Source organism: Amycolatopsis sp., assembly GCF_036008905.1.
Taxonomy (GTDB): domain Bacteria; phylum Actinomycetota; class Actinomycetes; order Mycobacteriales; family Pseudonocardiaceae; genus Amycolatopsis.
On record NZ_DASYMU010000210.1, the window covers coordinates 23440 to 43815 of the forward strand.

A 20376-nucleotide genomic window follows, 5' to 3' on the forward strand; every position below is an offset into this window, starting at 1 on the left:
CGCGACCGCTACGCGGGCAGCCCGTCGCGTCCCGCGCCGCGCGACGGCACGGCGACGAAAGCCCGCGGGCGGCGCAGCCCGGCGGATTCGAAGGCCGCCGCCACCGCGTTCTCCACGGTGTCCACTTCGGACTCGCGGACCAGCGCGATGGCCGAACCACCGAAACCACCACCGGTCATCCTGGCGCCGAGCGCACCGGCCGCACGCGCCGAGTCGACGGCGAGGTCCAGTTCCACCGAGGAAACCCGGTAGTCGTCGCGCAGGCTCTCGTGCGAGGCGTCGAGCAGCGGGCCGATTTCGGCGAGCTTGCCGGCCTTCAGCAGGTCGACCGTGTCGAGTACGCGCTGGTTCTCGGTCACCACGTGCCGCACCAGCGGGCTCAGCTCTTCGGGAAGCGCGGCGAGGGCGGACGGCAGGCCGTCCAGCGTGACGTCGCGAAGGGCCTTGACGCCGAGCAGATCGGCGGCGCGTTCGGTGCCCCGTCGGCGCTCGCCGTAGCCACCTTCGGCGTGGGAGTGCTTGGCGCGGGTGTCGAGCACCAGGATCTGCATCCCGGCGGCGGCCGCGTCGAACCGGACGTGCTCGAACTGGCCGGAGCGCACGTCGAGGAACAGCACATGCGACTCGGTGCAGCAGAGCGAAGCCGTCTGGTCCAGCAGGCCGGTGGGCGCGCCGACGAAGTCGTTCTCCGAGCGCTGCACCCAGCGCGCTATCTGCTGCCGCGTCGGGGTGCCTTCGGCTCCGTCGTCGAGCTCGACACCGGCGAGGCCCAGCAACGCCAGCGCCACGGCGCATTCGAGCGCGTGAGAGGAGGAGAGGCCGGCGCCTGAGGGCACGTCGCCCGCGATCACGATGTCGGCACCACGGTCGAAGCCCTGGTCCCGCAGCACCCAGGTGACCCCGGCCGGGTACGCCGCCCAGCCCTCGACGGCGTCGGGGCTCAGGGTGGTGATGTCCAGCGGGCCGGAGTCCTGGACACGGCCGTCCGAGCCGAGGGTGGAGACGGTGAGCACCTGGTCTTCGCGCCGGGATGCGGCGGCGGCCAGGCGGTGCGGTAGGGCGAACGGCAGGACGAAGCCGTCGTTGTAGTCGGTGTGTTCGCCGATCAGGTTGACGCGTCCCGGTGCGGACCACACGCCGGTGGGCGTGCGGCCGTGCACCGCCTGGAACGTCGCCGCGGCCTCTGCGGCGGCGCTCACCGGGCCTGCGCCAGTACCGCGTGGAGGACGGAGGTTGCCACCTGCACAGAGATGTTCTCGCCGATGATCTCGATGGTCGCGACGCCGCCGTTGGACTTGGCGACGCTGACCGTGCGGCCCGGAAGGAGGCCGACCGACTTGAGCTCGGTCATCAGCACCTCGTCGAGCTGGATGTGCTCGGCGATCCGGCGGATCTCGACCTTGCCGCCGCCGGCGCGGGAGAACTCGTCCAGCCGCACCAGGTCCGGCTCGGCCGGAGGAGCGGGCTCGCCGCCTTCACCGAGCTTGTCCAGCCCGGGGATGGGGTTGCCATACGGGGAAGTGGTGGGGTGGTCGAGCAGCTTGACGAGCTTGCGCTCGACGGCCTCGCTCATCACGTGTTCCCAGCGGCACGCCTCGGTGTGGACGTGCTCCCACTCGAGGCCGATCACGTCGACCAGGAGGCGCTCCGCGAGGCGGTGCTTGCGCATGACGGCGATCGCCAGCTCACGGCCGTGATCGGTCAGCTGGAGGTGCCTGTCGTCGGCGACGACGACCAGGCCGTCCCGTTCCATCCGGGCCACTGTCTGGCTCACCGTGGGACCGCTCTGCTGCAATCGCTCCGCGATCCGCGCGCGCAGTGGGACGACACCCTCTTCTTCGAGCTCGTAGATGGTACGCAAGTACATCTCTGTGGTGTCGATGAGATCGTTCACGCTGTCCCCTTCGTCTGCGTTACCTATCGTAGTCGCTAGGGCTGCGTCGAGGACCGCTGGACACAACACAAAGCCGTTGAGCCACGCCCGCGCGAGGGCATAACAAATCGTGGCGTCGAAAAAGTTCACCCCACCTGGGCGGATGAGCCTACTGCAGGCAGGATGGCGTTATGGCTCCCTTGATCACCACAGCTGAACTGGCCGCTGCGGTGGACGGCTCGCCCGAGCGGCGGCCCGTCCTCCTCGACGTGCGCTGGCGGCTCGGCGGCCCGCCCGGGATCGAGGCGTACCTGGCCGGTCACCTGCCGGGTGCGGTCTACGTCGACCTCGACACCGCGCTGGCCGGTGCGCCCGGCGAAGGCGGCCGTCACCCGTTGCCCGAACCGGAGGCGCTCCAGAACGCGCTGCGGACGGCCGGGGTGCGCGCGGGTCATCCCGTGGTGGTCTACGACGACGCGGACGGGTCCATCGCCGCACGCGCGTGGTGGCTGCTTCGCTGGGCCGGGCACGCCGACGTCTCGGTGCTCGACGGCGGGTTCGCCGCCTGGGCCGCCGACGGCCTGCCGACCACCCAGGACAGCACCGGGCCCGAACCCGGCGACATCGAGGTCCGCTCCGGCGGGATGCCGGTGCTCGACGCCGGCCAGGCCGCCGCGCTCGCCCGCGAGGGTGTCCTTCTCGACGCCAGGGCGCGGCCGCGCTACGCGGGCGAGGTCGAGCCCGTCGACCCGCGGGCCGGGCACATCCCCGGCGCGCTCAACGCGCCGTCCTCGGAGAACGTCGACGGCGGCCGGTGGCGCAAGCCGGAGGAACTGGCCGAGCGGTTCGCCGCGCTGGGGGTCACCGAAGACGGTCCGGTCGGGGCCTACTGCGGCTCCGGGGTCACCGCGAGTTCGCTCGTGCTGGCCCTCGAAGTCGCCGGTCACGCCGAGCCCGCGCCGCTCTACACCGGTTCCTGGTCGCACTGGTCCCGCGACCCGGACCGGCCCGTCGCCACCGGATCCGAGCCGGGCTGAGCTCTGAACCGGTGGACTGGCGCGAGCGGGGCTTTCTGCCGTTACAGTGCCAAGCATGCGGGAACCAGCCGTCGTTTGGGACTCTTCTCTGCTGGGCTATGACCTCGGCGGGGAGCATCCGTTCAATCCCGTCCGGCTCGAACTGACCATCAGATTGGCCACCGAGCTGGGCGTGCTCGACGGGGTCCCGTTGCTCGTGCCGGACCGGGCCGGTGAGGAAGAACTGCTCCGGATCCACTCCTCGGAGTACCTCGAGGCCGTCAAACAGGCGCCGATGGCGGGCTGGGACGTCGGCCACGGGCTCGGCACGGCGGACAACCCTGTCTTCAGCGACATGCACGACGCGTCCGCGCTGGTCGTCGGTTCGACGCTGCTCGCGGCCCGCAAGATCGCCGAGGGCGAGGCGCTGCGCGCGGTGAACATCGCGGGCGGCCTGCACCACGCCATGCGGGACTACGCCTCCGGCTTCTGCGTCTACAACGACTGCGCGGTGGCCATCTCCTGGTTGCTGGACCACGGTTTCGACCGCGTGGCCTACATCGACACCGACGTGCACCACGGCGACGGCGTCCAGACGGCGTTCTACGACGACCCGCGCGTGCTCACCGTTTCCCTGCACCAGCACCCGTTCACGCTGTGGCCCGGCACCGGCTACTCCGCCGAGATCGGCACCGGCGGCGCCGAAGGCACCGCGGTCAACATCCCGCTCCCGCCCCGCACCAAGGACGCCGGCTGGCTGCGGGCGTTCCACGCCGTCGTGCCCTCGCTGATCGCCGAGTTCCAGCCCCAGATCCTGGTCACGCAGTGCGGGGTCGACTCGCACGAAGAGGACCAGCTCGCCGACCTGTCGCTTTCGGTCGACGGCCATCGCGCGATCTACGGCGAGCTGCGGGCACTCGCCGAGGAGCACACCGGTGGCAAGTGGATCGCCGTCGGTGGTGGCGGATACCAGCTGATCCGGGTCGTCCCGCGCTCGTGGACGCATTTGCTCGCCACCGTGCTCAACCGGGACGTCGCTCCCGAAACGCCGCTGCCGCCGCTCTGGCAGGACACCGTGCGCCGGGCCGCGCCGCGCGCCGAACTGCCCACCGGTATGACCGACGGCGGCGACATCGCGTTCAAACCCTGGGGCGACGGCCAGGACGACCCGGTCGACGTCGCGATCCGGGACACCCGCCGGGCGGTCTTCCCGCTGCACGGCCTGGACCCGGACGATCCGAGGGACTGACTGTGAACACCGTGAGCACCGAAAGCCCAGAGCAGAACGGGAAACGCGATCCGTTCGACTACCCGCGCAGCTGGGAAGCCGACGTCGTGCTGTCCGACGGCGGCACCGTCCACCTGCGGCCGGTGGTGCCCGACGACGCCGACAACCTCGTCGCGTTGCACGGCAGGCTCTCCGAACGCAGCCGCTACTTCCGGTATTTCGGGGCCTACCCCCGGATCCCGGCGCGCGACCTCGTGCGGTTCTCCACAGTGGACCATCACGACAGGGTCGCCTTCGTCGCGTTGCTGGGCGATGACATCGTCGCCGTCGGCCGGTACGAGCGGATCGACGGCGGCCCGACAGCCGAGGTCGCGTTCGTCGTCGACGACGCGCACCAGGGCCGCGGGCTCGGCTCGATCCTGCTGGAGCACCTCGCCGCCGCGGCCTCCGAAGTCGGCGTGCCCCGGTTCGTCGCCGAGGTCCTCGCCGAGAACTCGCCGATGGTCCGCGTCTTCCGCGACGCCGGTTACCAGGTCAGCCGCGCGATCGAGGAAGGCGTGCTGCACCTGGAGTTCGACATCGACCCGACCGAGGAATCCCTCGCGGTGGCGCGATCCCGCGAGCAGGCGGCCGAGGGTCGTAGCGTCCACAACCTGCTGCATCCCCGTTCGGTCGCGGTGATCGGCGCGTCCACCGATCCCACCAAGGTCGGTTACGTCGCGCTGACGAACCTGCTCTCGGCGGACTTCGCCGGGCCGGTGTACCCGGTCAACCCGGAACACCGCTCGGTGCGCGGAGTACGCGCGTATCCGTCCGTCATGGACATCCCGGACTCGGTGGACCTGGCCGTGGTCGCCGTCCCCGCCGAGGTCGTCGAGTCCGTTTTGGACGGTGCGCTGGCCAAGGGCGTCAAGACTTTGCTGATCCTGTCCGGCGGATTCGGCGAGGCCGGGCCGCTCGGCCTGCACGCCGAACTCCGGCTGGTCGGGGAAGCCAGGGCACACGGGATGCGCGTGGTCGGCCCCAACGCGCTGGGCGTGCTCAACACCGATCCGTCGATCCGGCTCAACGCCACCCTCGCGCCACGGCTCCCCGCTCGGGGCCGTACGGGTTTCTTCTGCCAGTCGGGTGCGCTCGGCACCGCGATCCTCGCCGACGCCGAGTCCCGCGGGCTCGGCCTCTCGACCTTCGTCTCCGCCGGTAACCGCGCCGACGTCTCGGGCAACGATCTCCTGCAGTACTGGGAAACCGACCCGAACACCGACCTCGTGCTGCTCTACCTCGAATCGTTCGGCAACCCGCGTAAGTTCGCCAGGCTCGCGCGCCGGCTCGCCAGGACCAAGCCGGTCGTCGCGGTGAAGACCGGCCGCCACGCTGTTCGCCCGCAGCTCGCCGCCACCTCGACCGACATCGACGAGGCGAGCGTGCAAGCCCTGTTCGAGCAAGCCGGCGTGGTCCGGGTCGAGTCGCTGGACCAGCTGTTCGACACCGCGCTCGTCCTCGCGCATCAGCCGCTGCCCGCCGGACCGCGGGTCGCCATCGTCGGCAATTCGAGCGCCATCGGCCTGCTCGCGGCCGACACCGCTCGCGCACAAGGCCTTCGCGTCGCGTTCGAACCGGTGGACGTCGGCCCGCAGGCGGGTCCCGCCGAGTTCGCGAAGGCGGTCAGTGATCTGCTGAACTCGCCGGACGTCGACGCGCTGGTCGTCGTTTTCGTGCCCCCGCTGGCCATTCCCGGCACGGCGTACGCGCGCGCGTTGCGCGAAGCCGTGGTGGCGGCGGACAACACCACGAGGGACACCGAAAAGCCGATCGTTTCAACGTTTCTGGCCGTCGAAGGCGTCCCCGCCGAACTCGCCGTGCTCTCCGAAGACGGCTCGCCGACGCGCGGCTCGATTCCCTCGTACTCGAGCCCGGAGCGGGCCGTCAACGCGCTCGCCCGGGTCGTCCGGTACTCGGCGTGGCGGCAGCGTCCACAAGGGACGCTCATCCGGCCGAACGGGATCCACACCCAACAGGCCCAGGAGATCGTCCGGGAGATCCTGTCCGCGGAGGACGGGAAAACCACGGTACTGAGCGACGACGATTCCGTCCGCCTTCTCGGCTGCTACGGCATCGACGTGGTGCCGTTCCGGATCGTGTCCTCCGAGGACGACGCCGTGGCGGCCGCCGCCGAACTCGGCTACCCGGTCACGTTGAAGGCCGTCGACGAACGGCTGCGTGGCAGGCCGGACCTCGCGGGCGTACGTCTCGACCTGTCCTCCGAGGACTCCGTGCGCACCAGTTACCAAGACCTGCGTGAGGTTTCCGGCGAGGACGACGTCTACGTCCAGCGCATGGCGCCCAAGGGTTTGTCGTGCGTGATCGGGCTCCAGGACGACCCGTCGTTCGGCACCTTGGTTTCGTTCGGCCTTTCCGGGTTGATCAGTACCTTGCTGGGGGACCGGGCCTATCGCGCGATCCCGCTGACGGACATGGACGCGGCGACGCTGATCCGCGAGCCCAAGACAGCGCCGCTGCTCACCGGCTACCGCGGCGACGAACCCGCCGACCTCGCCGCGTTGCAGGACATGGTGCTGCGGGTCGCCGCGCTCGCCGAGGACACGCCCGAGATCCGTTCCCTCGCACTGGACCCGATCCTGGCCTCGCCGTCCGGGGCTTTCGTGGCCAACGCCCGGATCATGCTCGGCGCGCCTCCTTCGCGCCCGGACTCCGGACCTCGCCGGCTGCGCCCGATCATCGCCCCCGAGGACTGAGCCGGTACTGGAGGTACACCTCGATCGGGGCTACTGCCCGGTCGAGGAACATCAGGTCGTCGAAGCGGCAATTACAGGGGTTCGCTTCCCGGGTGTTCTGCGGGAAGCTGCCGCCGATCTTGATCCCGTGGGGATTCGTCGGCGAGCTGTAATGCGGTCCCGGACCGCTGAGCTCCCACGGATCGCCCGGGGTCACATACGTACCGGCGAGCGGCTTTCCGTTCCGGTACAACGCCATCGTGCCCCGGTCGAAATCGAAGGTCGCCGCGAGGAACACCCATTCGCCGCCGGGCAGCAGGGTTTTCCAGTTCTCGTTCGCCGCGAACGTCTGTGAGGCACCGCCGTCGACCCGCCTGCCCAGTGCCACCAGCTTGAGTTCGCCGTTGACCTGGATGAGTTCGAGCAGCGCGCGGACCGCGTGCCCGTCCGAGTCACCCGTGAGGATCCCGGCCAGCCCGATCGCGTTGTAGAAGTCGTTCGGATCGGCGGTGCCGGAGTTCGGGCTCGGATTGGTCCCCGTCATCTTGACCCAGCCCATGACGGTCGTGCCGCGAACTTCGTTGAAGGCACTCAACGTCGACGCGTACGTCCCCGCCTTCCAGTCGTCGTTGCCTGACACGGCCGGGTCGACCTGCTTGGTCTGCAAGGAAAACCCGGAGCCGTCCCGGACCCGCATCGCCGAGCCGCCGTTGACGAGGTCGATATCCGTCCCGGACGAGCCCCGATCCCTTTCCCGGGCGGGATTTCCCGGTACCGGATGCTGGAAGTCGTAGTAGCCCACAAGATTCGGCCACAGCGTGGGGAACACGGCCGCGGGACTCGCCGTCGCGATCCCCGGAACCACCATCAGCGCCGCGACGAGCCCGAGCACCAGTGCCGGCCGGAGGATTCTCATGCCTCACCACTGACCTTGAGATCGCGCAGCCTGCCGACGTTGTCGAACGATCCGAAGCCCACGCGCCCACCGGTGAAGGTGTGGTCGACCGCGGTCATCAACGGTGTCTTGGCGTTGTCGAGGTAGACCGCGATCTCCCCGGTTTCCGCGCAGTGCACCACTTTCACGTCATGCCATCGGTCATCGGTGATGGCCGGTTTCGCACCCCGCGACCTGGCCGCGTTCCACTGGTCCTCGAGGCGCAGCCGGTCGGCGTTGTTCACCACGAAGATCCCGTTGTGCGGATAGATCGTGTTGTCCGTGGACAGGTGCGCGTAGTAGAACTCGGTGTCGGACCGGTAGCCGAAGACGAGGATCACGTCCCGGTTGGTGATCTCGACCGGTGTGTCCAGCCGGACCTCCGCCTCGATGCGCACCGAACCGAACTCCGGTCCCTTGGTCAGCACCGCGTACTCGAACGGACGTCGTGGGCCCGGCCGCTGGGCCCCGGCTTCGGCCAGTATTACTTCCCGTCCCGGGAACGCCCACTTCGCCGGGGTCACCGGCGCCCAGTCGCGGGCTTCCGTGGCGTGGCGCACCGTGGTGTGACCACCGCAGTTCCCCGCGAACTGACGCGTGCCGGTCACCTGCCAGATCTTCCCGTTCGCCTTGGACATCAGGTAAAGCTCGCCCCGGCCGTCGACGCCGAAACGCAGGTCGACCCGTGGATGCCCGGCGAGGTCCTGCATGGACACCTTGCCGCTCTCGTCGTAGGCCATCAGCTTGTACAGCGGCGCCCTTTCCTTGCCACGCCGCATCTGGTCGGCTTCGGTGTAGAACAGGCGGCCGTCGACGCCGTCGCCGAACACGTACTTCCCGCGCAGCGCCGGGACATCGTGGCCGCGGTAGACGAAACCGCCGATGATCGCGTTGCCACTGTCCTGGCCGCACGGGAACCCGGGCGGCGGGTCGTGGTCGTAGGCGGCGACCGGATAGGTGTAGCCGTACCGCGCGTCGTCGGCGGGCAGGGGATAGAGGTTGCAGCGGTCCGCCTTGTCGAAGACGGCCGCGCCTTCCCTTACGCTCCAGCCGAAGTTGTCCCCGGCACGGACTTCGTAGACCGATTCGATCGCGTGCTCGCCGATGCTCCCGAGGAACATCCGGTTGCCCGCCTGGGGGTCCCAGCTGAACCGGTGCGGATCACGCAGGCCGTAGGCGTAGATCTCGCCCATCACGCCCGGCCTGCCGACGAACGGATTACGCGCCGGAACGCCGTAGCGGCCGTTGACCCCGTTGGTGCCCAAGGGATCGATCCGCAGGATCTTGCCGAAGGGGAGAGCCAGGTTCTGCGGGTCGTCGCTGGACACGCCGCGTCCGCCGTCGCCGGTGGAGATGTACAGCAGGCCGTAGTCCCGGTCGCCGCGTTTCGCGGTGGGGTTGAAGCCGATCTGCTGGAATCCGTGCACCATCCCGGAAAACCCGTAGCGCAGCAGTTCCCGGTGGGTCCCGCTGAATGTTCCCCCGCGGGGATCGGTGGCGGTCCACTCGCTCAGCACGCCGTGGAGGACGGTGTTCGGCTGGGCCACGTCCGGCGTCTTCGTCGTGAGCGCGGCGCCCGCTTCGGTGTGGACGGTGTAGAACTTGCCGTTCTTCGCGAACTGCGGGTGGAAGGCGGCGAACCCGAACCCGCTGCCCAGCCCGCGGCCGGACATGAAGTCGGGGGCGAAAGTCGCGCCGACGTCGAGATACTCGTGCGGTGTGCCGTTCTCGACGTAGTACAGCTTTCCGTTGAGATCGGGCACGAACAGCCGTCCCGAACCGTCCGGCACACTGTCGAGGAAGTTGATGCGCGCCCAGCGCTGGAGCCGGGTATCGGTCGGCGGGGGAGTCGGCTCCGACTTCGGGAAGGCCGCGAACTCCTTGAGCACCAACCCCAATCCGGATTCGATCGGGTCCTCGGGGATGGGATCGGTCAACGGCGGATCGGCCTGTGCGATGGCCGCTTGCGGTACCGCCAAGGACGCGGCGAGCACGACGGCGAAGATCATGACCAGAGACCGGACGGGCTTGAGCATGGCGCAACCCCCAGAGTTCGGCTACTACGCTGTAAGCGCTTTCTGGAATGCCCTCGGGACTCTACCTCCCGCACTCCCGGCGTAACAAGACAGAAAAAAACTGAAGGGACCTTTCGTACCAACCGAAAGGTCCCTTCAGGCAAACGCGGAAGCTAGTCGATCTCCGCCACGGCTTGCGCGAACTGCGCCGCGTAGAGCCGGGCGTAGGCGCCGCCCGCCTCGAGCAGTTCCGTGTGCGTTCCCTGCTCCACGATGCTGCCGGACTCCATGACCAGGATCAGGTCGGCGTCGCGGATCGTCGAGAGCCGGTGGGCGATGACAAAACTTGTCCGGCCTTCGCGCAGCGAGTTCATCGCCCGCTGGATCAGCACCTCGGTCCGGGTGTCGACCGAGCTGGTCGCTTCGTCGAGGATCAGGATCGCGGGTTCGGCGATGAACGCCCGGGCGATGGTGATCAGCTGCTTCTCACCGGAGCTGACGTTGTCGCCCTCGTCGTCGATCACCGAGTCGTAGCCGTCCGGAAGGGTCCGGGCGAACCTGTCGACGTAGGTGGCCCGAGCCGCGGCGATGATCTTCTCCTCCGAGGCCCCGATCGCGCCGTACTCGATGTTCTCCGTGATCGTGCCGCCGAAGAGCCAGGCGTCCTGCAGCACCATGCCGGTCTTCGACCGCAGGTCCTCGCGGGTCATCGTGGCGACGTCGACGCCGTCGAGCCGGATCGTGCCGCTGTTGATCTCGTAGAACCGCATCAGCAGGTTGACCAGCGTGGTCTTGCCCGCCCCGGTCGGGCCGACGATGGCGACGGTCTGGCCGGGTTCGACGGTCAGCGACAGGTTTTCGATGAGCGGCACGTCCGGGCTGTACCGGAACGACACGTCCTGGAACTCGACCCGGCCCCGGACCTGCTCCGGGCGCGCGGGGTCGGCGGGATCCGGCTCCTGCTCCTCGGCGTCCAGCAGCGCGAAGACACGTTCGGCCGAAGCGACCCCGGACTGCAGGAGGTTCGCCATCGACGCGACCTGCATCAGCGGCTGGCTGAACTGGCGCGAGTACTGGATGAACGCCTGCACGTCCCCGAGCGACAGCGTCCCCGAAGTGACCCGCAGGGCACCGACGACCGCGACGAACACGTAGTTCAGGTTGCCGATGAACATCATCGCCGGCTGGATCATGCCGGAGATGAACTGCGCCTTGAAGCTCGCGCCGTACAACGTGTCGTTGTGCTCGGCGAAGACCGTTTCCGCCTCCTTGCGGCGGCCGAAGACCTTCACCAGCGAGTGCCCGGTGTACATCTCTTCGATATGGGCGTTGAGCTGCCCGGTGGTCCGCCACTGCTTGATGAACTGCGGCTGCGCGCGCTTGCCGATCTTCGCCGCGACATACACCGAAACCGGCACGGTCACCAGCGCGATCAGCGCCAGCAGCGGCGAGATCACGAACATCATCGCCAGCACACCGACGATCGTGAGCAACGACGTCAGGATCTGGCTGAGCGTCTGCTGCAACGTCTGCGCGAGGTTGTCGATGTCGTTGGTGACCCGGCTCAGCACCTCGCCGTGCGGCTGCTTGTCGAAGTAGCTCAGCGGCAGCCGCGCGAACTTGGCTTCCACCCTCTCGCGCAGGTCGAAGATGGCCTTCTGCACGATCGTGGTGGTCAGCCAGCCCTGCGCGTAGCTGAAGAGCGAGGCCACGAAGTAGAGCCCCGCGACGATCAGCAGCACCTGGCCGACGGCGTCGAAGTCGATGCCGACACCGGGCATGATGTCCATCGCGCTGAGCATGTCGGCGACCGTGGTGTTGCCCGACGCCCGCAGCCCGGCGATGGCTTCGGCCTTGGTCGTGCCGGCGGGAAGCTGCGCGCTGAGCACGCCGGTGAAGATCAGGTCGGTGGCGTGCCCGAGGACCTTGGGGCCGACCACGGACAGCGTGACACTGGCGATGCCGAGCAGGATCGCCATCCCGATGATGATCCGCTGCGGCCGGAGCAGCTGCATCAGCCTGCGCCCGGAACCCTTGAAGTCCAAGGCCTTCTCGGTCGGCATCCCGCCCATCATCGCGGCGGGACCACGGCCCATGCCGCCGGCGGGACCGGGGCCGCGCGCGGGGGTGGGGCGTTCGCCGGCGTCGGCGGTGGGAGTCTTCGGGGTGCTCATGCCGCCTCCTGCTCAGTGAGCTGGGAGAGCACGATCTCCCGGTAGGTTTCGTTGTCTTCCATCAGCCCCGCGTGGGTGCCGGTGCCCACGACGGTGCCTTCGTCGAGCACGATGATGCGGTCGGCCTGGCGGATCGTGCTGACCCGCTGGGCCACGATGATCACCGTGGCGTCCGCGGTTTCCCTGGCTAGTGCCGCGCGCAGGGCGGCGTCGGTGCTGTAGTCCAGCGCCGAAAAGGAATCGTCGAACAGATAGATCTCCGGGCGCCGGACGAGCGCACGGGCGATGGCGAGTCGTTGCCGCTGACCACCGGAGACGTTGGTCCCGCCTTGCGCGATCGGCGAGTTCAGGCCGTCGGCCAGCCGTTCCACGAAGTCGCGGGCCTGTGCCGTTTCCAGCGCGTGCCAGAGCTCCTCGTCGGTGGCGTCGGGCTTGCCGTACCGCAGGTTCGACGCGATCGTGCCGCTGAACAGGTACGGCTTCTGTGGCACCAGCCCGACGGCGTCGGACAGCACCGTCGAATCCAGTTCGCGGACGTCGATGTCGTCGACCAGCACAGCGCCGGTGGTGACGTCCATCAGCCGCGGGATGAGGTTGAGCAGGGTCGTCTTGCCACTGCCGGTACTGCCGATGATCGCGGTGGTCTCACCGGGCCGCGCGATCAGGTTGACGCCGTACACCACGGGCTTTTCGGCGCCGGGGTAGCAGAACTCGACGTTGCGGAGTTCGAGGTGGCCGTGGGCGATCGTGCTGCGGACCGGGTTGGGCGGGAGCACCACGCTGGACTCGGTGTCGAGCACCTCCTGGATGCGCTCCGCGGAGACCTCGGCGCGCGGCACCATCATGAACATGAAGGTGGCCATCATGATCGCCATGAGGATCTGCAGCAGGTAGCTCAGGAACGCCGTCAGCGCGCCGACCTGCATCTCACCGCTGTCGATCAGGTGCCCGCCGAACCACAGCACGGCGACGCTGGAGACGTTCACGACGAGCATCACGATCGGGAACATCAGCGACATCAGCCGCCCGACCCCGAGCGAGACGTCCAGCAGTTCGGTGTTCGTCTCGGTGAAGCGCTTGCGCTCGTGGGTGTCGCGGACGAAGGCGCGGATGACGCGGATACCGGTGATCTGCTCGCGCAGGACGCGGTTGATCCCGTCGATGCGCTCCTGCATCAGGCGGAACAGCGGGCGCATCTTCGAGATGATGAACCCGATCGCGACGGCGAGCACCGGCACGATGACCAGCAGCAGCGAGGACAGCTGCACGTTCTGCTGCAACGCCATCAGGATGCCGCCGACACACATGATGGGGGCCGACACCATCAGGGTGAATGTCATCAACGCCAGCATTTGCACCTGCTGGACGTCGTTAGTGGTTCGCGTGATTAACGACGGAGTACCGAATTGTCCGACTTCGCGGGCGGAGAAATCCTGGACGCGGTGGAAAACCCCGGATCGGAGATCGCGGCCGACGGCCATGGCGATACGCGCACCGAAGAACACCGCCCCGACCGAGCAGACGATCTGGACCAGTGAAACGGCGATCATCACGCCGCCGACCTGCAGGATGTAGCCGATATCGCCCTTCACCACGCCGTCGTCGATGATGTCGGCGTTGAGTGTCGGCAGGTAGAGGCCGGCCAGGGTCTGGACCAGTTGCAGCGCGACGACCAGCATCAGCGGCTGTTTGTACGGGCGCAGGTAGGCGCGCAGGAGTTTGATCAGCACCGGGACTCTTTCGGAAGACGGCAATTGTCGGCCACGCGGGGCCGATCAGGACGAAGGTACCGCGACGGCGAATTCGCCGCCGCCGATTTAGCTGACAGGGAATTCTTTCTCCGGTGGCGGCAGTCCGGCCGCCACCTGTTTGAGCGCCTCGACGAGGGTGGGGGCCAACTCCACTTTCGGCGTGGCGTGCAGCCAGTGGCCGAGCGCGACGCGGACCGCGCCGGAGACCGTGGCGGCCATGAGCTTCGGATACAGGTCTTGCTCGGGATCGACACCCATCCGCTGGGCGATGCCCTCCGCGAGCATCGATTCGACCTTGCCGTGCGACTTCAGGAATTCGCCGCGCAGCGCGGAGTTGCCGATCATCAACCGGACGCGCATGACGTAGTCGCGGTCCGGTTCGCCGTGTCCGGAGTACTGCTCGAGGACCGCGTTGGTCACCGCCTCCCACAGCGGTTCGCTCGCGGGGCGGGCCAGTAGTGTCTCGCGGATCCTGGTCTGCCGATCGACGCCGCTGGCGCAGATCGCTTCTTCCTTGCTGGAGAAGTAGTTGTTGAAGGTGCGCGGCGAGACGCCGACCTCGGCGGCGATCTCGTCCACGCGGACGTGCTCCAGCCCGCGTTCGGTGGCCAGGCGCACGGCCGCCCAGCTCAGCGCTTCACGCGCCGCGAGCTTCTTGCGCTCGCGCAGCGTCATGCGCTCCAGCTCGGGGTTCACCGGACCAGGGTAACCAGAAACTTGCGTGCTACGCAAATTTGTTCGCGTCGCGCAGAACCTACGCGGGAGAGGTGGCGAGGTGAGCGCCGAGAGCGCGGAGCTGGGCGGTGGCGCCGCCGAGGGCGAATTCGAGGCGCTTGGCGGCGACGAAGTAGCGGTGCAGGGGATGGTCGACGTCGATGCCGACCCCGCCGTGGATGTGCACGGCCGTGTGCGCGACGCGGTGCCCGGCGTCGGCGGCCCAGAACTTCGCGGTCGCGACCTCTTCGTCCGCTGGATGCCCGTCGACGAGCCGCCACGCCGCCTGCCACAGCGTCAGCCGGACGGCTTCGACGTCGATGTAGGCGTCGGCCAGGCGTTGCCGCACGGCTTGGAACGAGCCGATGACGTGGCCGAACTGCTCGCGCTCCCGCGCGTAGGCCGCGGTCGATTCCAAGGCGCGTTCCAGGACGCCGAGTTGCTGCGCGCACAAACCCACGGTGCCGCGCCGGCGCAGCCAGTCGTCCACGCCCGCGCCGGGGGCACCGAGCATCGACGCCGGTTCCGCGTCGGTCAGCTCGACGAGCCCGGCGTCGGCGTGGTCGACGGTCCGCTGCGCGGAAACCTCGGCTTGGTCGAAGAGAAAAACGGCCACGCCTTCGGACGTCGACGCCGGGACGAGGAAACCGTTCGCGAAGGCCGCGAAGCCGACAGCCGTCTGGGCCCCGGAAACCCGCCAGCCGCCGCCGGAGCGTTCGGCCGTGAACCCACACGGCGCGCCCGCGTCCGGGAGTACCGCGGTCAGGACGCGTTCGCCGCGGACCACCGGTACGACCCAGTGCTCGATCTGCTCGCCCGCGCCGAATTCGGCGAGTGCCGCGGCGGCCATGGTGACGGAGTGGAGATACGGGACGGGAGCGACCGCGCGGCCAACCTCGATCAGCACCGAGCACTGTTCGAGCAGGCCGAACCCGCCACCGCCGACCGACGACGGCAGCGCGGCGTCGACGATGCCCGCCTTGGCGAGCGCTCGCCACAGGTCGGCGTCGAACCCGCCGGTGCCGGGAGGACCCGGCGGTGCGGCGCGGTCGGCGAGGATCCGCCGCGTGAGCCCGGCCAGGTCTTGTTGCGCTTCGGTCAGGGCGAAGTCCATGGAGTGCTCCTCAGCGGGTGACGGGGAGGCCGAGGGCGGTCGCGGCGATGATGTCGCGCTGCACCTCGTTGGTGCCGCCGCCGAAGGTGAGGATCAGCGCCGACCGGTGCTGGCGCTCGATCCGGCCGCGCAGCAGGGCACCGGGCGAGTCCTGCCGGACGACCGCGCCCGCGCCGAGGACCTCCATCAGCAGCCGGTACGCCTCGATCGCGAACTCCGTGCCGAACACCTTCGACGCCGAAGCCTCGGCGGGCCCGAGCTCGTTTTCCGCCGCCGCCCAGGCGATCTTCCAGTTCCTCAGCTTCAGGTATTCGGCTTGCGCGTGGACCCGCGCGAGATGCAGCTGCACCCACTCGGCGTCGATGACCCGGTGTCCGTCCGGCAGTTTCGTCGCCTGGGCCCAAGCCCGCACCTCGCGCAACGCCGACTGCACCGGCGCGGCCGACGTCAGCGCGACGCGCTCCTGGTTGAGCTGGTTGGTGATCAGTGGCCAGCCCGCGTTCTCGTCGGCGACCCGGGACGTCACGGGCACGCGCACGTCGTCGTAGTACGTCGCGCTGGTGCCGACACCCGCGACAGTCCGCACCTTGGTCCAGGAAAAGCCCTCCGCGGACGTCGGCACGATCAGCATGCTGAGGCCTTTGTGCTTGCGGGCGTCGGGGTCGGTCCGCACGGCGAGCCAGACGTAGTCGGCGTACTCGATGAGGCTGGTCCACATCTTCTGCCCGTTGACGATGTAGTCGTCGCCGTCCCGGACCGCGCGCGTGCGCAGGGAGGCGAGATCGGTCCCCGCTTCGGGCTCGGAGTAGCCGATGGAGAAGTGGAGCTCCCCGGCGGCGATCTTCGGCAGGTAGAACGCCTTCTGTTCTTCGGTGCCGAACCGCATGATCGTGGGGCCGATCGTGTTCACCGTGAGGAACGGGACGGGCACTCCGGCGACGGCCGCTTCGTCGGTGAAGATCAGTTGGTCCAGCATGGGCCTGGCCTGCCCGCCGAACTCCTCCGGCCACCCGAGCGCGAGCCAGCCGTCACGGCCCAGATCACGCACGATCTCCTTGTACACCAAGCCATCGCCGTACTCGCCGCGGTTCGAATCCAGTGCCTCGCGACGCTCGGGGGTCATCAGCTTGCCGAAGTAGGCGCGCAGCTCCTCGCGCAGTGCTTCCTGCTCGGGCGTGTAGCCGATTCGCATCCGTGCCTCCATGCGGTCATGGTGTCGGGCGGGGCGCCGCGCTAGTGTAGAACCTGTTCTAGTTGTACCACGGGAACGGAGGAAGCATGGAGATCAGTGTCGACAGGTTGCTCTGCGAGGCCAACGCGCTCTGCGTGGCGTTCGCGCCCGACGTCTTCGATCTTGACGACGACGAGGAGTTGGTCCTTTCGACGTCGAGCCCGACCGCAGAGCAAGTAGAACGTGTTTCCCAAGCCGTCACCGCGTGTCCGAAGAACGCCCTGCTTATGCGGAGTTAGCGCCGTTAACTCAGCGCTTGCTAGAAACAAGAACAGATTCTAGTCTGACCCGTGAGAGTCGGACCAAAGACGGTCCGTCCCGCTCCGGCTGGGAGGCCTGATGAGCACGAGCCTCGACGGCAAGGCCGCGATCGTCACCGGCGCCGGGGCGGGCCTCGGCCGCGCGGAAGCCCTCGCCCTGGCCGAGGCCGGTGCGGCTGTCGTCGTCAACGACCTCGCCGACGCCTCCGCGGTGGTGGAGGAGATCGAAGCCGCGGGCGGGAAGGCACTCGCCGTCACCGGCGACATCTCCGAACGCGCCACGGCCGACGCGCTCCTCGCGGCGGCGGTCGAGCACTTCGGCGGGCTGCACGTCGTCGTCAACAACGCGGGCCTGCTGCGGGACAAGATGCTCTTCGGCATGTCCGACGACGACTGGGACCTCGTGCTGAAGGTCCATCTGCGCGGGCATTTCCTGCTCTCCCGCAACGCCGCCGCGTACTGGCGGGACAAGTCCAAAAGCGACGGTGGCCCGGTGTACGGCCGGGTGGTCAACACCGCGTCCGAGGCATTCCTCGTCGGGTCCGCCGGGCAGGCCAACTATTCGGCCGCGAAAGCCGGGATCGCCGCGCTGACCGTGTCCACCGCCCGCGGACTCTCCCGCTACGGCGTCCGCGCGAACGCCATCTGCCCACGCGCCCGGACGGCCATGACCTTAGGAGTATTTGGAGCGTGGAACTCCGTTGAGGGTGGTGGTGGGCGACGGGAGGGAGTTTTCGGCGACGCTTCAACGGAAGGCGGGGACCCGCTGTCGGTCGACCACGTGGCGCCGTTCGTCGCTTTCCTCGCCTCACCGGCCGCCGAGAAGATCAACGGTCAGGTGTTCGTGGTGCACGGCGGCATGGTCGCGCTGCTGCGCCCGCCGACCGTCGAGCACCAGTTCACCACCCAAGACTTCGAAACCGATCTCGGCGGCTACTTCGCCGAGCGTGACCCGGAAAGCATGTTCGCCGCCACGGAAACCCTGTCCCTGCCCCGAGGAGAGTCATGACGCTCAGCGTGCAGCCGCATCGCGAATCGGTCGGGCTGAAGGCCGGTCAGTTGTACATCGACGGGCAGTGGGGGCCCGCGCGCGACGGCGCGACCTGGACCCACCACCATCCCGCGACCGCCGAACCGATCGGGGAGTTCGCCGTCGCGTCGGCGGCCGACGTCGACGACGCCGTGGCCGCCGCGCGCAAGGCGTTCGACTCGGGAACGTGGTCGAACTCCCGCGCGACCGTCCGGATCAGCCTCCTGCACCGCTACGCGAACCTGCTGCGCGAGCACGCCGACGAGCTGCGTGCGTTGCAGGCACTGGACAACAGCGTGCCCCTGTCCTTCGGCGGCATCTACGCGAGCTCGGTCGGCGCGGCCGCGGACATCTTCGACCACCACGCCGGTTGGATAGACAAGATCGGCGGCCAGACCCTGCCGCCGTACCAGGGCGGCGACCACCTCGCCATGACCTTCCGCGAGCCGATCGGCGTGGTCGCGGCGATCCTGCCGTGGAACGCGCCCTTCCTGCTCTTCGCCCAGAAGATCGCCCCGGCGCTCGGCGCGGGCTGCACGGTGGTGCTCAAGGCGTCGGAGTTCGCGACGTTTTCCGTGCTGCGCATGGTCGAACTGCTCGCCGAAGCCGGACTTCCCGCCGGGGTGCTCAACTTCGTCACCGGTCCCGGCGACCCGACGGGCGAGCGGCTCATCACGCACCCGGACGTCGACAAGGTCAGCTTCACCGGCAGCCGCGCGGTCGGCAAACGCATCGTGGAGGCGTCCGCGGGCACGCTCAAGCGAGTGTCGCTCGAGCTCGGCGGCAAGAGCCCGGCGCTCGTCTTCGCGGACGCGCCGAACGTGACCATGGCCGCGATGACGACCATGGGCGCGGTCACGATGGGCCTGGCCGGGCAGGTGTGTGTGGCCAACACTCGCGCGCTGGTGCACCGGGACGTCTACGACGAGTTCGTCGGCGCCGCGGCGAACCTCGCGGGCATGATCACCTACGGCGACCCGTTCGACCCGGCCGTCATCTCCTGCCCGCTGATCAACCCGAAGCAGCTCGAACGCGTGCTCGGTTACATCGAGCAGGGCAAGGCCGAAGGCGCGCGGCTGGTGACCGGCGGCGAGCGTCTCGGCGGCGACCTCGCGGCCGGCAACTTCGTCGGCCCGACCATCTTCGCCGACGTCGACAACTCGTCGACCATCGCGCGGGAGGAGATCTTCGGGCCGGTGCTCGCGATCGTGCCGTTCGAGACCGAAGAAGAAGCCGTGCGGCTGGCCAACGACACCGAGTACGGGCTTGGCGCGGGCGTGTTCACCTCGGACGTCCAGCGTGCTTTCCGCGTGGCACGCAGGCTTCGTGCCGGGACCGTCGGCATCAACGGGTTCCAGGTCGAGCCGCATCTGCCGTTCGGCGGGTTCAAACAGTCCGGGCTCGGCCGTGAGGGCGGGCAGTCGGCGTTCGAAGCGTTCACCGAACTGAAAACCGTGCTCATGCCGCTCGGTGAGGAGATGATGTGATGGGCCGCCTCGAAGGCAAGGTCGCTGTGGTCACCGGCGCGGCGCGAGGCCAAGGCGAAGCCGCCGTGCGGGCATTCGTCGCGGAGGGCGCGAAGGTCTTGATCGCCGACGTCAACGACACCGACGGCAAGAAGCTCGCCGACGAACTCGGGGACGCCGCGATCTACCAGCACCTCGACGTCGGCGAGGAAGCCGACTGGGCGACGGCGATCGAGCGCGTCACCGGCGAGTTCGGCTTGCCGACTGTCTTGGTGAACAACGCCGGAATCCTGCATTTCGCGGAGCTCGCGAGTACCAAGCTCGCCGACTACGAGCGCGTTGTCAAAGTGAATCAAATCGGGGCGTTTCTCGGCATGCGTTCGGTCGTTGGACCGATGACGGAAGCCGGTGGCGGTTCCATCATCAACGTGTCCTCTGTGGAGGGTCTGGCCGGGATGCCTTTTCTCATCGCCTACACCGCGAGCAAGTTCGCGATCCGCGGCATGACGAAGGTCGCCGCGCTGGAACTGGGTGCGAAGAACATCCGGGTCAACTCCGTGCATCCGGGCATGATCGACACGAAGATGATCTCCGACGCCGCGGGCGGGATCGAAATCGACCTCGCCCGTGTCGGCAAGAAGGTGGCGCTCGGCCGGGTCGGCAAACCGGAGGAAATCGCCCGTCTGGTGGTGTTCCTGGCGAGCGAGGACAGTTCGTATTGCACGGGCTCGGAATTCGTCGCCGACGGAGGTGCCACCGCGACCCACGCCCTGAAAATCTGAGGAGTAGATCCAAGGAGCTAGTGAACACCGCTAACAGAAGTTGGTGTCACCGG

The 20376-nt window shown here is 68.5% G+C and carries 16 protein-coding genes; 7 read left to right on the plus strand and 9 right to left on the minus strand.

Going from position 1 to position 20376, the window contains the following annotated elements; all coding sequences use genetic code 11:
* Positions 1-8: 8 nt before the first annotated feature.
* Both galK and VGP60_RS33925 read right to left on the minus strand, forming a co-directional pair.
* Positions 9-1199 (minus strand): galactokinase, encoded by a 1191-nt coding sequence (galK, locus tag VGP60_RS33920; protein ID WP_327552261.1) that lies wholly within the window; start codon positions 1197-1199, stop codon positions 9-11.
* On the minus strand, positions 1196-1894 hold the full coding sequence (locus VGP60_RS33925; protein ID WP_327552262.1) for a metal-dependent transcriptional regulator: 699 nt from the start codon (positions 1892-1894) through the stop codon (positions 1196-1198). Before VGP60_RS33925 ends, galK begins: the two co-directional genes overlap by 4 nt.
* A 170-nt stretch (positions 1895-2064) precedes the next feature.
* On the opposite strand from VGP60_RS33925, the gene VGP60_RS33930 reads away from it, so the two are divergent.
* Genes VGP60_RS33930 through VGP60_RS33940 form a run of 3 tightly spaced genes read left to right on the plus strand, consistent with a single transcriptional unit; the run spans position 2065 to position 6873 of the window.
* The gene (locus VGP60_RS33930; RefSeq protein ID WP_327552263.1) at positions 2065-2910 is read left to right on the plus strand and encodes a sulfurtransferase; all 846 of its coding nucleotides are present in this window, start codon (positions 2065-2067) and stop codon (positions 2908-2910) included.
* Positions 2911-2965: 55 nt separating this feature from the next.
* The gene (locus VGP60_RS33935) at positions 2966-4138 is read left to right on the plus strand and encodes an acetoin utilization protein AcuC (protein WP_327552264.1); all 1173 of its coding nucleotides are present in this window, start codon (positions 2966-2968) and stop codon (positions 4136-4138) included.
* Between the two features lie 11 nt (positions 4139-4149).
* On the plus strand, positions 4150-6873 hold the full coding sequence (locus tag VGP60_RS33940; RefSeq protein WP_327552265.1) for a GNAT family N-acetyltransferase: 2724 nt from the start codon (positions 4150-4152) through the stop codon (positions 6871-6873).
* On the opposite strand, the gene VGP60_RS33945 is transcribed toward VGP60_RS33940, so the two are convergent.
* The 7 genes from VGP60_RS33945 to VGP60_RS33975 all read right to left on the minus strand — a co-directional run bounded on the left by VGP60_RS33945 (position 6854) and on the right by VGP60_RS33975 (position 16746).
* On the minus strand, positions 6854-7768 hold the full coding sequence (locus VGP60_RS33945) for a hypothetical protein (protein WP_327552266.1): 915 nt from the start codon (positions 7766-7768) through the stop codon (positions 6854-6856). The two genes, VGP60_RS33940 and VGP60_RS33945, sit on opposite strands and share 20 nt — an antisense overlap.
* A complete protein-coding gene (locus tag VGP60_RS33950) occupies positions 7765-9822 on the minus strand; it encodes a PQQ-dependent sugar dehydrogenase (RefSeq protein ID WP_327552267.1) in 2058 nt (685 codons plus the stop codon). The genes VGP60_RS33945 and VGP60_RS33950 overlap by 4 nt, the downstream gene beginning before the upstream one ends.
* 152 nt (positions 9823-9974) lie before the next feature.
* The gene (locus VGP60_RS33955; RefSeq protein WP_327552268.1) at positions 9975-11975 is read right to left on the minus strand and encodes an ABC transporter ATP-binding protein; all 2001 of its coding nucleotides are present in this window, start codon (positions 11973-11975) and stop codon (positions 9975-9977) included.
* Positions 11972-13705: an ABC transporter ATP-binding protein gene (locus VGP60_RS33960; RefSeq protein ID WP_327552269.1), complete on the minus strand. Its 1734-nt coding sequence runs from the start codon at positions 13703-13705 to the stop codon at positions 11972-11974. The genes VGP60_RS33955 and VGP60_RS33960 overlap by 4 nt, the downstream gene beginning before the upstream one ends.
* 87 nt (positions 13706-13792) lie before the next feature.
* Complete coding sequence (locus tag VGP60_RS33965; RefSeq protein WP_414640449.1) at positions 13793-14401, minus strand: TetR family transcriptional regulator; 609 nt, start codon at positions 14399-14401, stop codon at positions 13793-13795.
* A gap of 79 nt (positions 14402-14480) precedes the next feature.
* Positions 14481-15554, minus strand: coding sequence for an acyl-CoA dehydrogenase family protein (locus VGP60_RS33970; protein WP_327552271.1), 1074 nt, complete (start codon positions 15552-15554; stop codon positions 14481-14483).
* A gap of 10 nt (positions 15555-15564) precedes the next feature.
* Positions 15565-16746, minus strand: coding sequence for an acyl-CoA dehydrogenase family protein (locus VGP60_RS33975; RefSeq protein WP_327552272.1), 1182 nt, complete (start codon positions 16744-16746; stop codon positions 15565-15567).
* 86 nt (positions 16747-16832) lie between these two features.
* Here VGP60_RS33975 and VGP60_RS33980 point away from each other — a divergent pair, with 86 nt between their 5' ends.
* The 4 genes from VGP60_RS33980 (at position 16833) to VGP60_RS33995 (ending at position 20323) form a co-directional block, all read left to right on the plus strand.
* Positions 16833-17024, plus strand: coding sequence for a ferredoxin (locus VGP60_RS33980; protein WP_327552273.1), 192 nt, complete (start codon positions 16833-16835; stop codon positions 17022-17024).
* 100 nt (positions 17025-17124) lie between these two features.
* On the plus strand, positions 17125-18054 hold the full coding sequence (locus VGP60_RS33985) for a 3-oxoacyl-ACP reductase (RefSeq protein WP_327552274.1): 930 nt from the start codon (positions 17125-17127) through the stop codon (positions 18052-18054).
* Positions 18051-19562, plus strand: a complete 1512-nt coding sequence (locus VGP60_RS33990; RefSeq protein WP_327552275.1) for an aldehyde dehydrogenase family protein — start codon at positions 18051-18053, stop codon at positions 19560-19562. The genes VGP60_RS33985 and VGP60_RS33990 overlap by 4 nt, the downstream gene beginning before the upstream one ends.
* A complete protein-coding gene (locus VGP60_RS33995; protein WP_327552276.1) occupies positions 19562-20323 on the plus strand; it encodes a glucose 1-dehydrogenase in 762 nt (253 codons plus the stop codon). The genes VGP60_RS33990 and VGP60_RS33995 overlap by 1 nt, the downstream gene beginning before the upstream one ends.
* Positions 20324-20376: the final 53 nt, after the last annotated feature.

Bases quoted from the DNA above. Each gene is read 5' to 3' on its own strand.
- VGP60_RS33980 (WP_327552273.1), top strand. From the start codon at position 16,833: ATGGAGATCAGTGTCGACAGGTTGCTCTGCGAGGCCAACGCGCTCTGC.
- VGP60_RS33990 (WP_327552275.1), top strand. From the start codon at position 18,051: ATGACGCTCAGCGTGCAGCCGCATCGCGAATCGGTCGGGCTGAAGGCC.
- VGP60_RS33945 (WP_327552266.1), bottom strand. From the start codon at position 7,768: ATGAGAATCCTCCGGCCGGCACTGGTGCTCGGGCTCGTCGCGGCGCTG.
- VGP60_RS33930 (WP_327552263.1), top strand. From the start codon at position 2,065: ATGGCTCCCTTGATCACCACAGCTGAACTGGCCGCTGCGGTGGACGGC.
- VGP60_RS33950 (WP_327552267.1), bottom strand. From the start codon at position 9,822: ATGCTCAAGCCCGTCCGGTCTCTGGTCATGATCTTCGCCGTCGTGCTC.
- VGP60_RS33955 (WP_327552268.1), bottom strand. From the start codon at position 11,975: ATGAGCACCCCGAAGACTCCCACCGCCGACGCCGGCGAACGCCCCACC.
- VGP60_RS33985 (WP_327552274.1), top strand. From the start codon at position 17,125: ATGAGCACGAGCCTCGACGGCAAGGCCGCGATCGTCACCGGCGCCGGG.
- VGP60_RS33995 (WP_327552276.1), top strand. From the start codon at position 19,562: ATGGGCCGCCTCGAAGGCAAGGTCGCTGTGGTCACCGGCGCGGCGCGA.
- VGP60_RS33935 (WP_327552264.1), top strand. From the start codon at position 2,966: ATGCGGGAACCAGCCGTCGTTTGGGACTCTTCTCTGCTGGGCTATGAC.
- VGP60_RS33965 (WP_414640449.1), bottom strand. From the start codon at position 14,401: ATGACGCTGCGCGAGCGCAAGAAGCTCGCGGCGCGTGAAGCGCTGAGC.
- VGP60_RS33975 (WP_327552272.1), bottom strand. From the start codon at position 16,746: ATGCGAATCGGCTACACGCCCGAGCAGGAAGCACTGCGCGAGGAGCTG.
- VGP60_RS33970 (WP_327552271.1), bottom strand. From the start codon at position 15,554: ATGGACTTCGCCCTGACCGAAGCGCAACAAGACCTGGCCGGGCTCACG.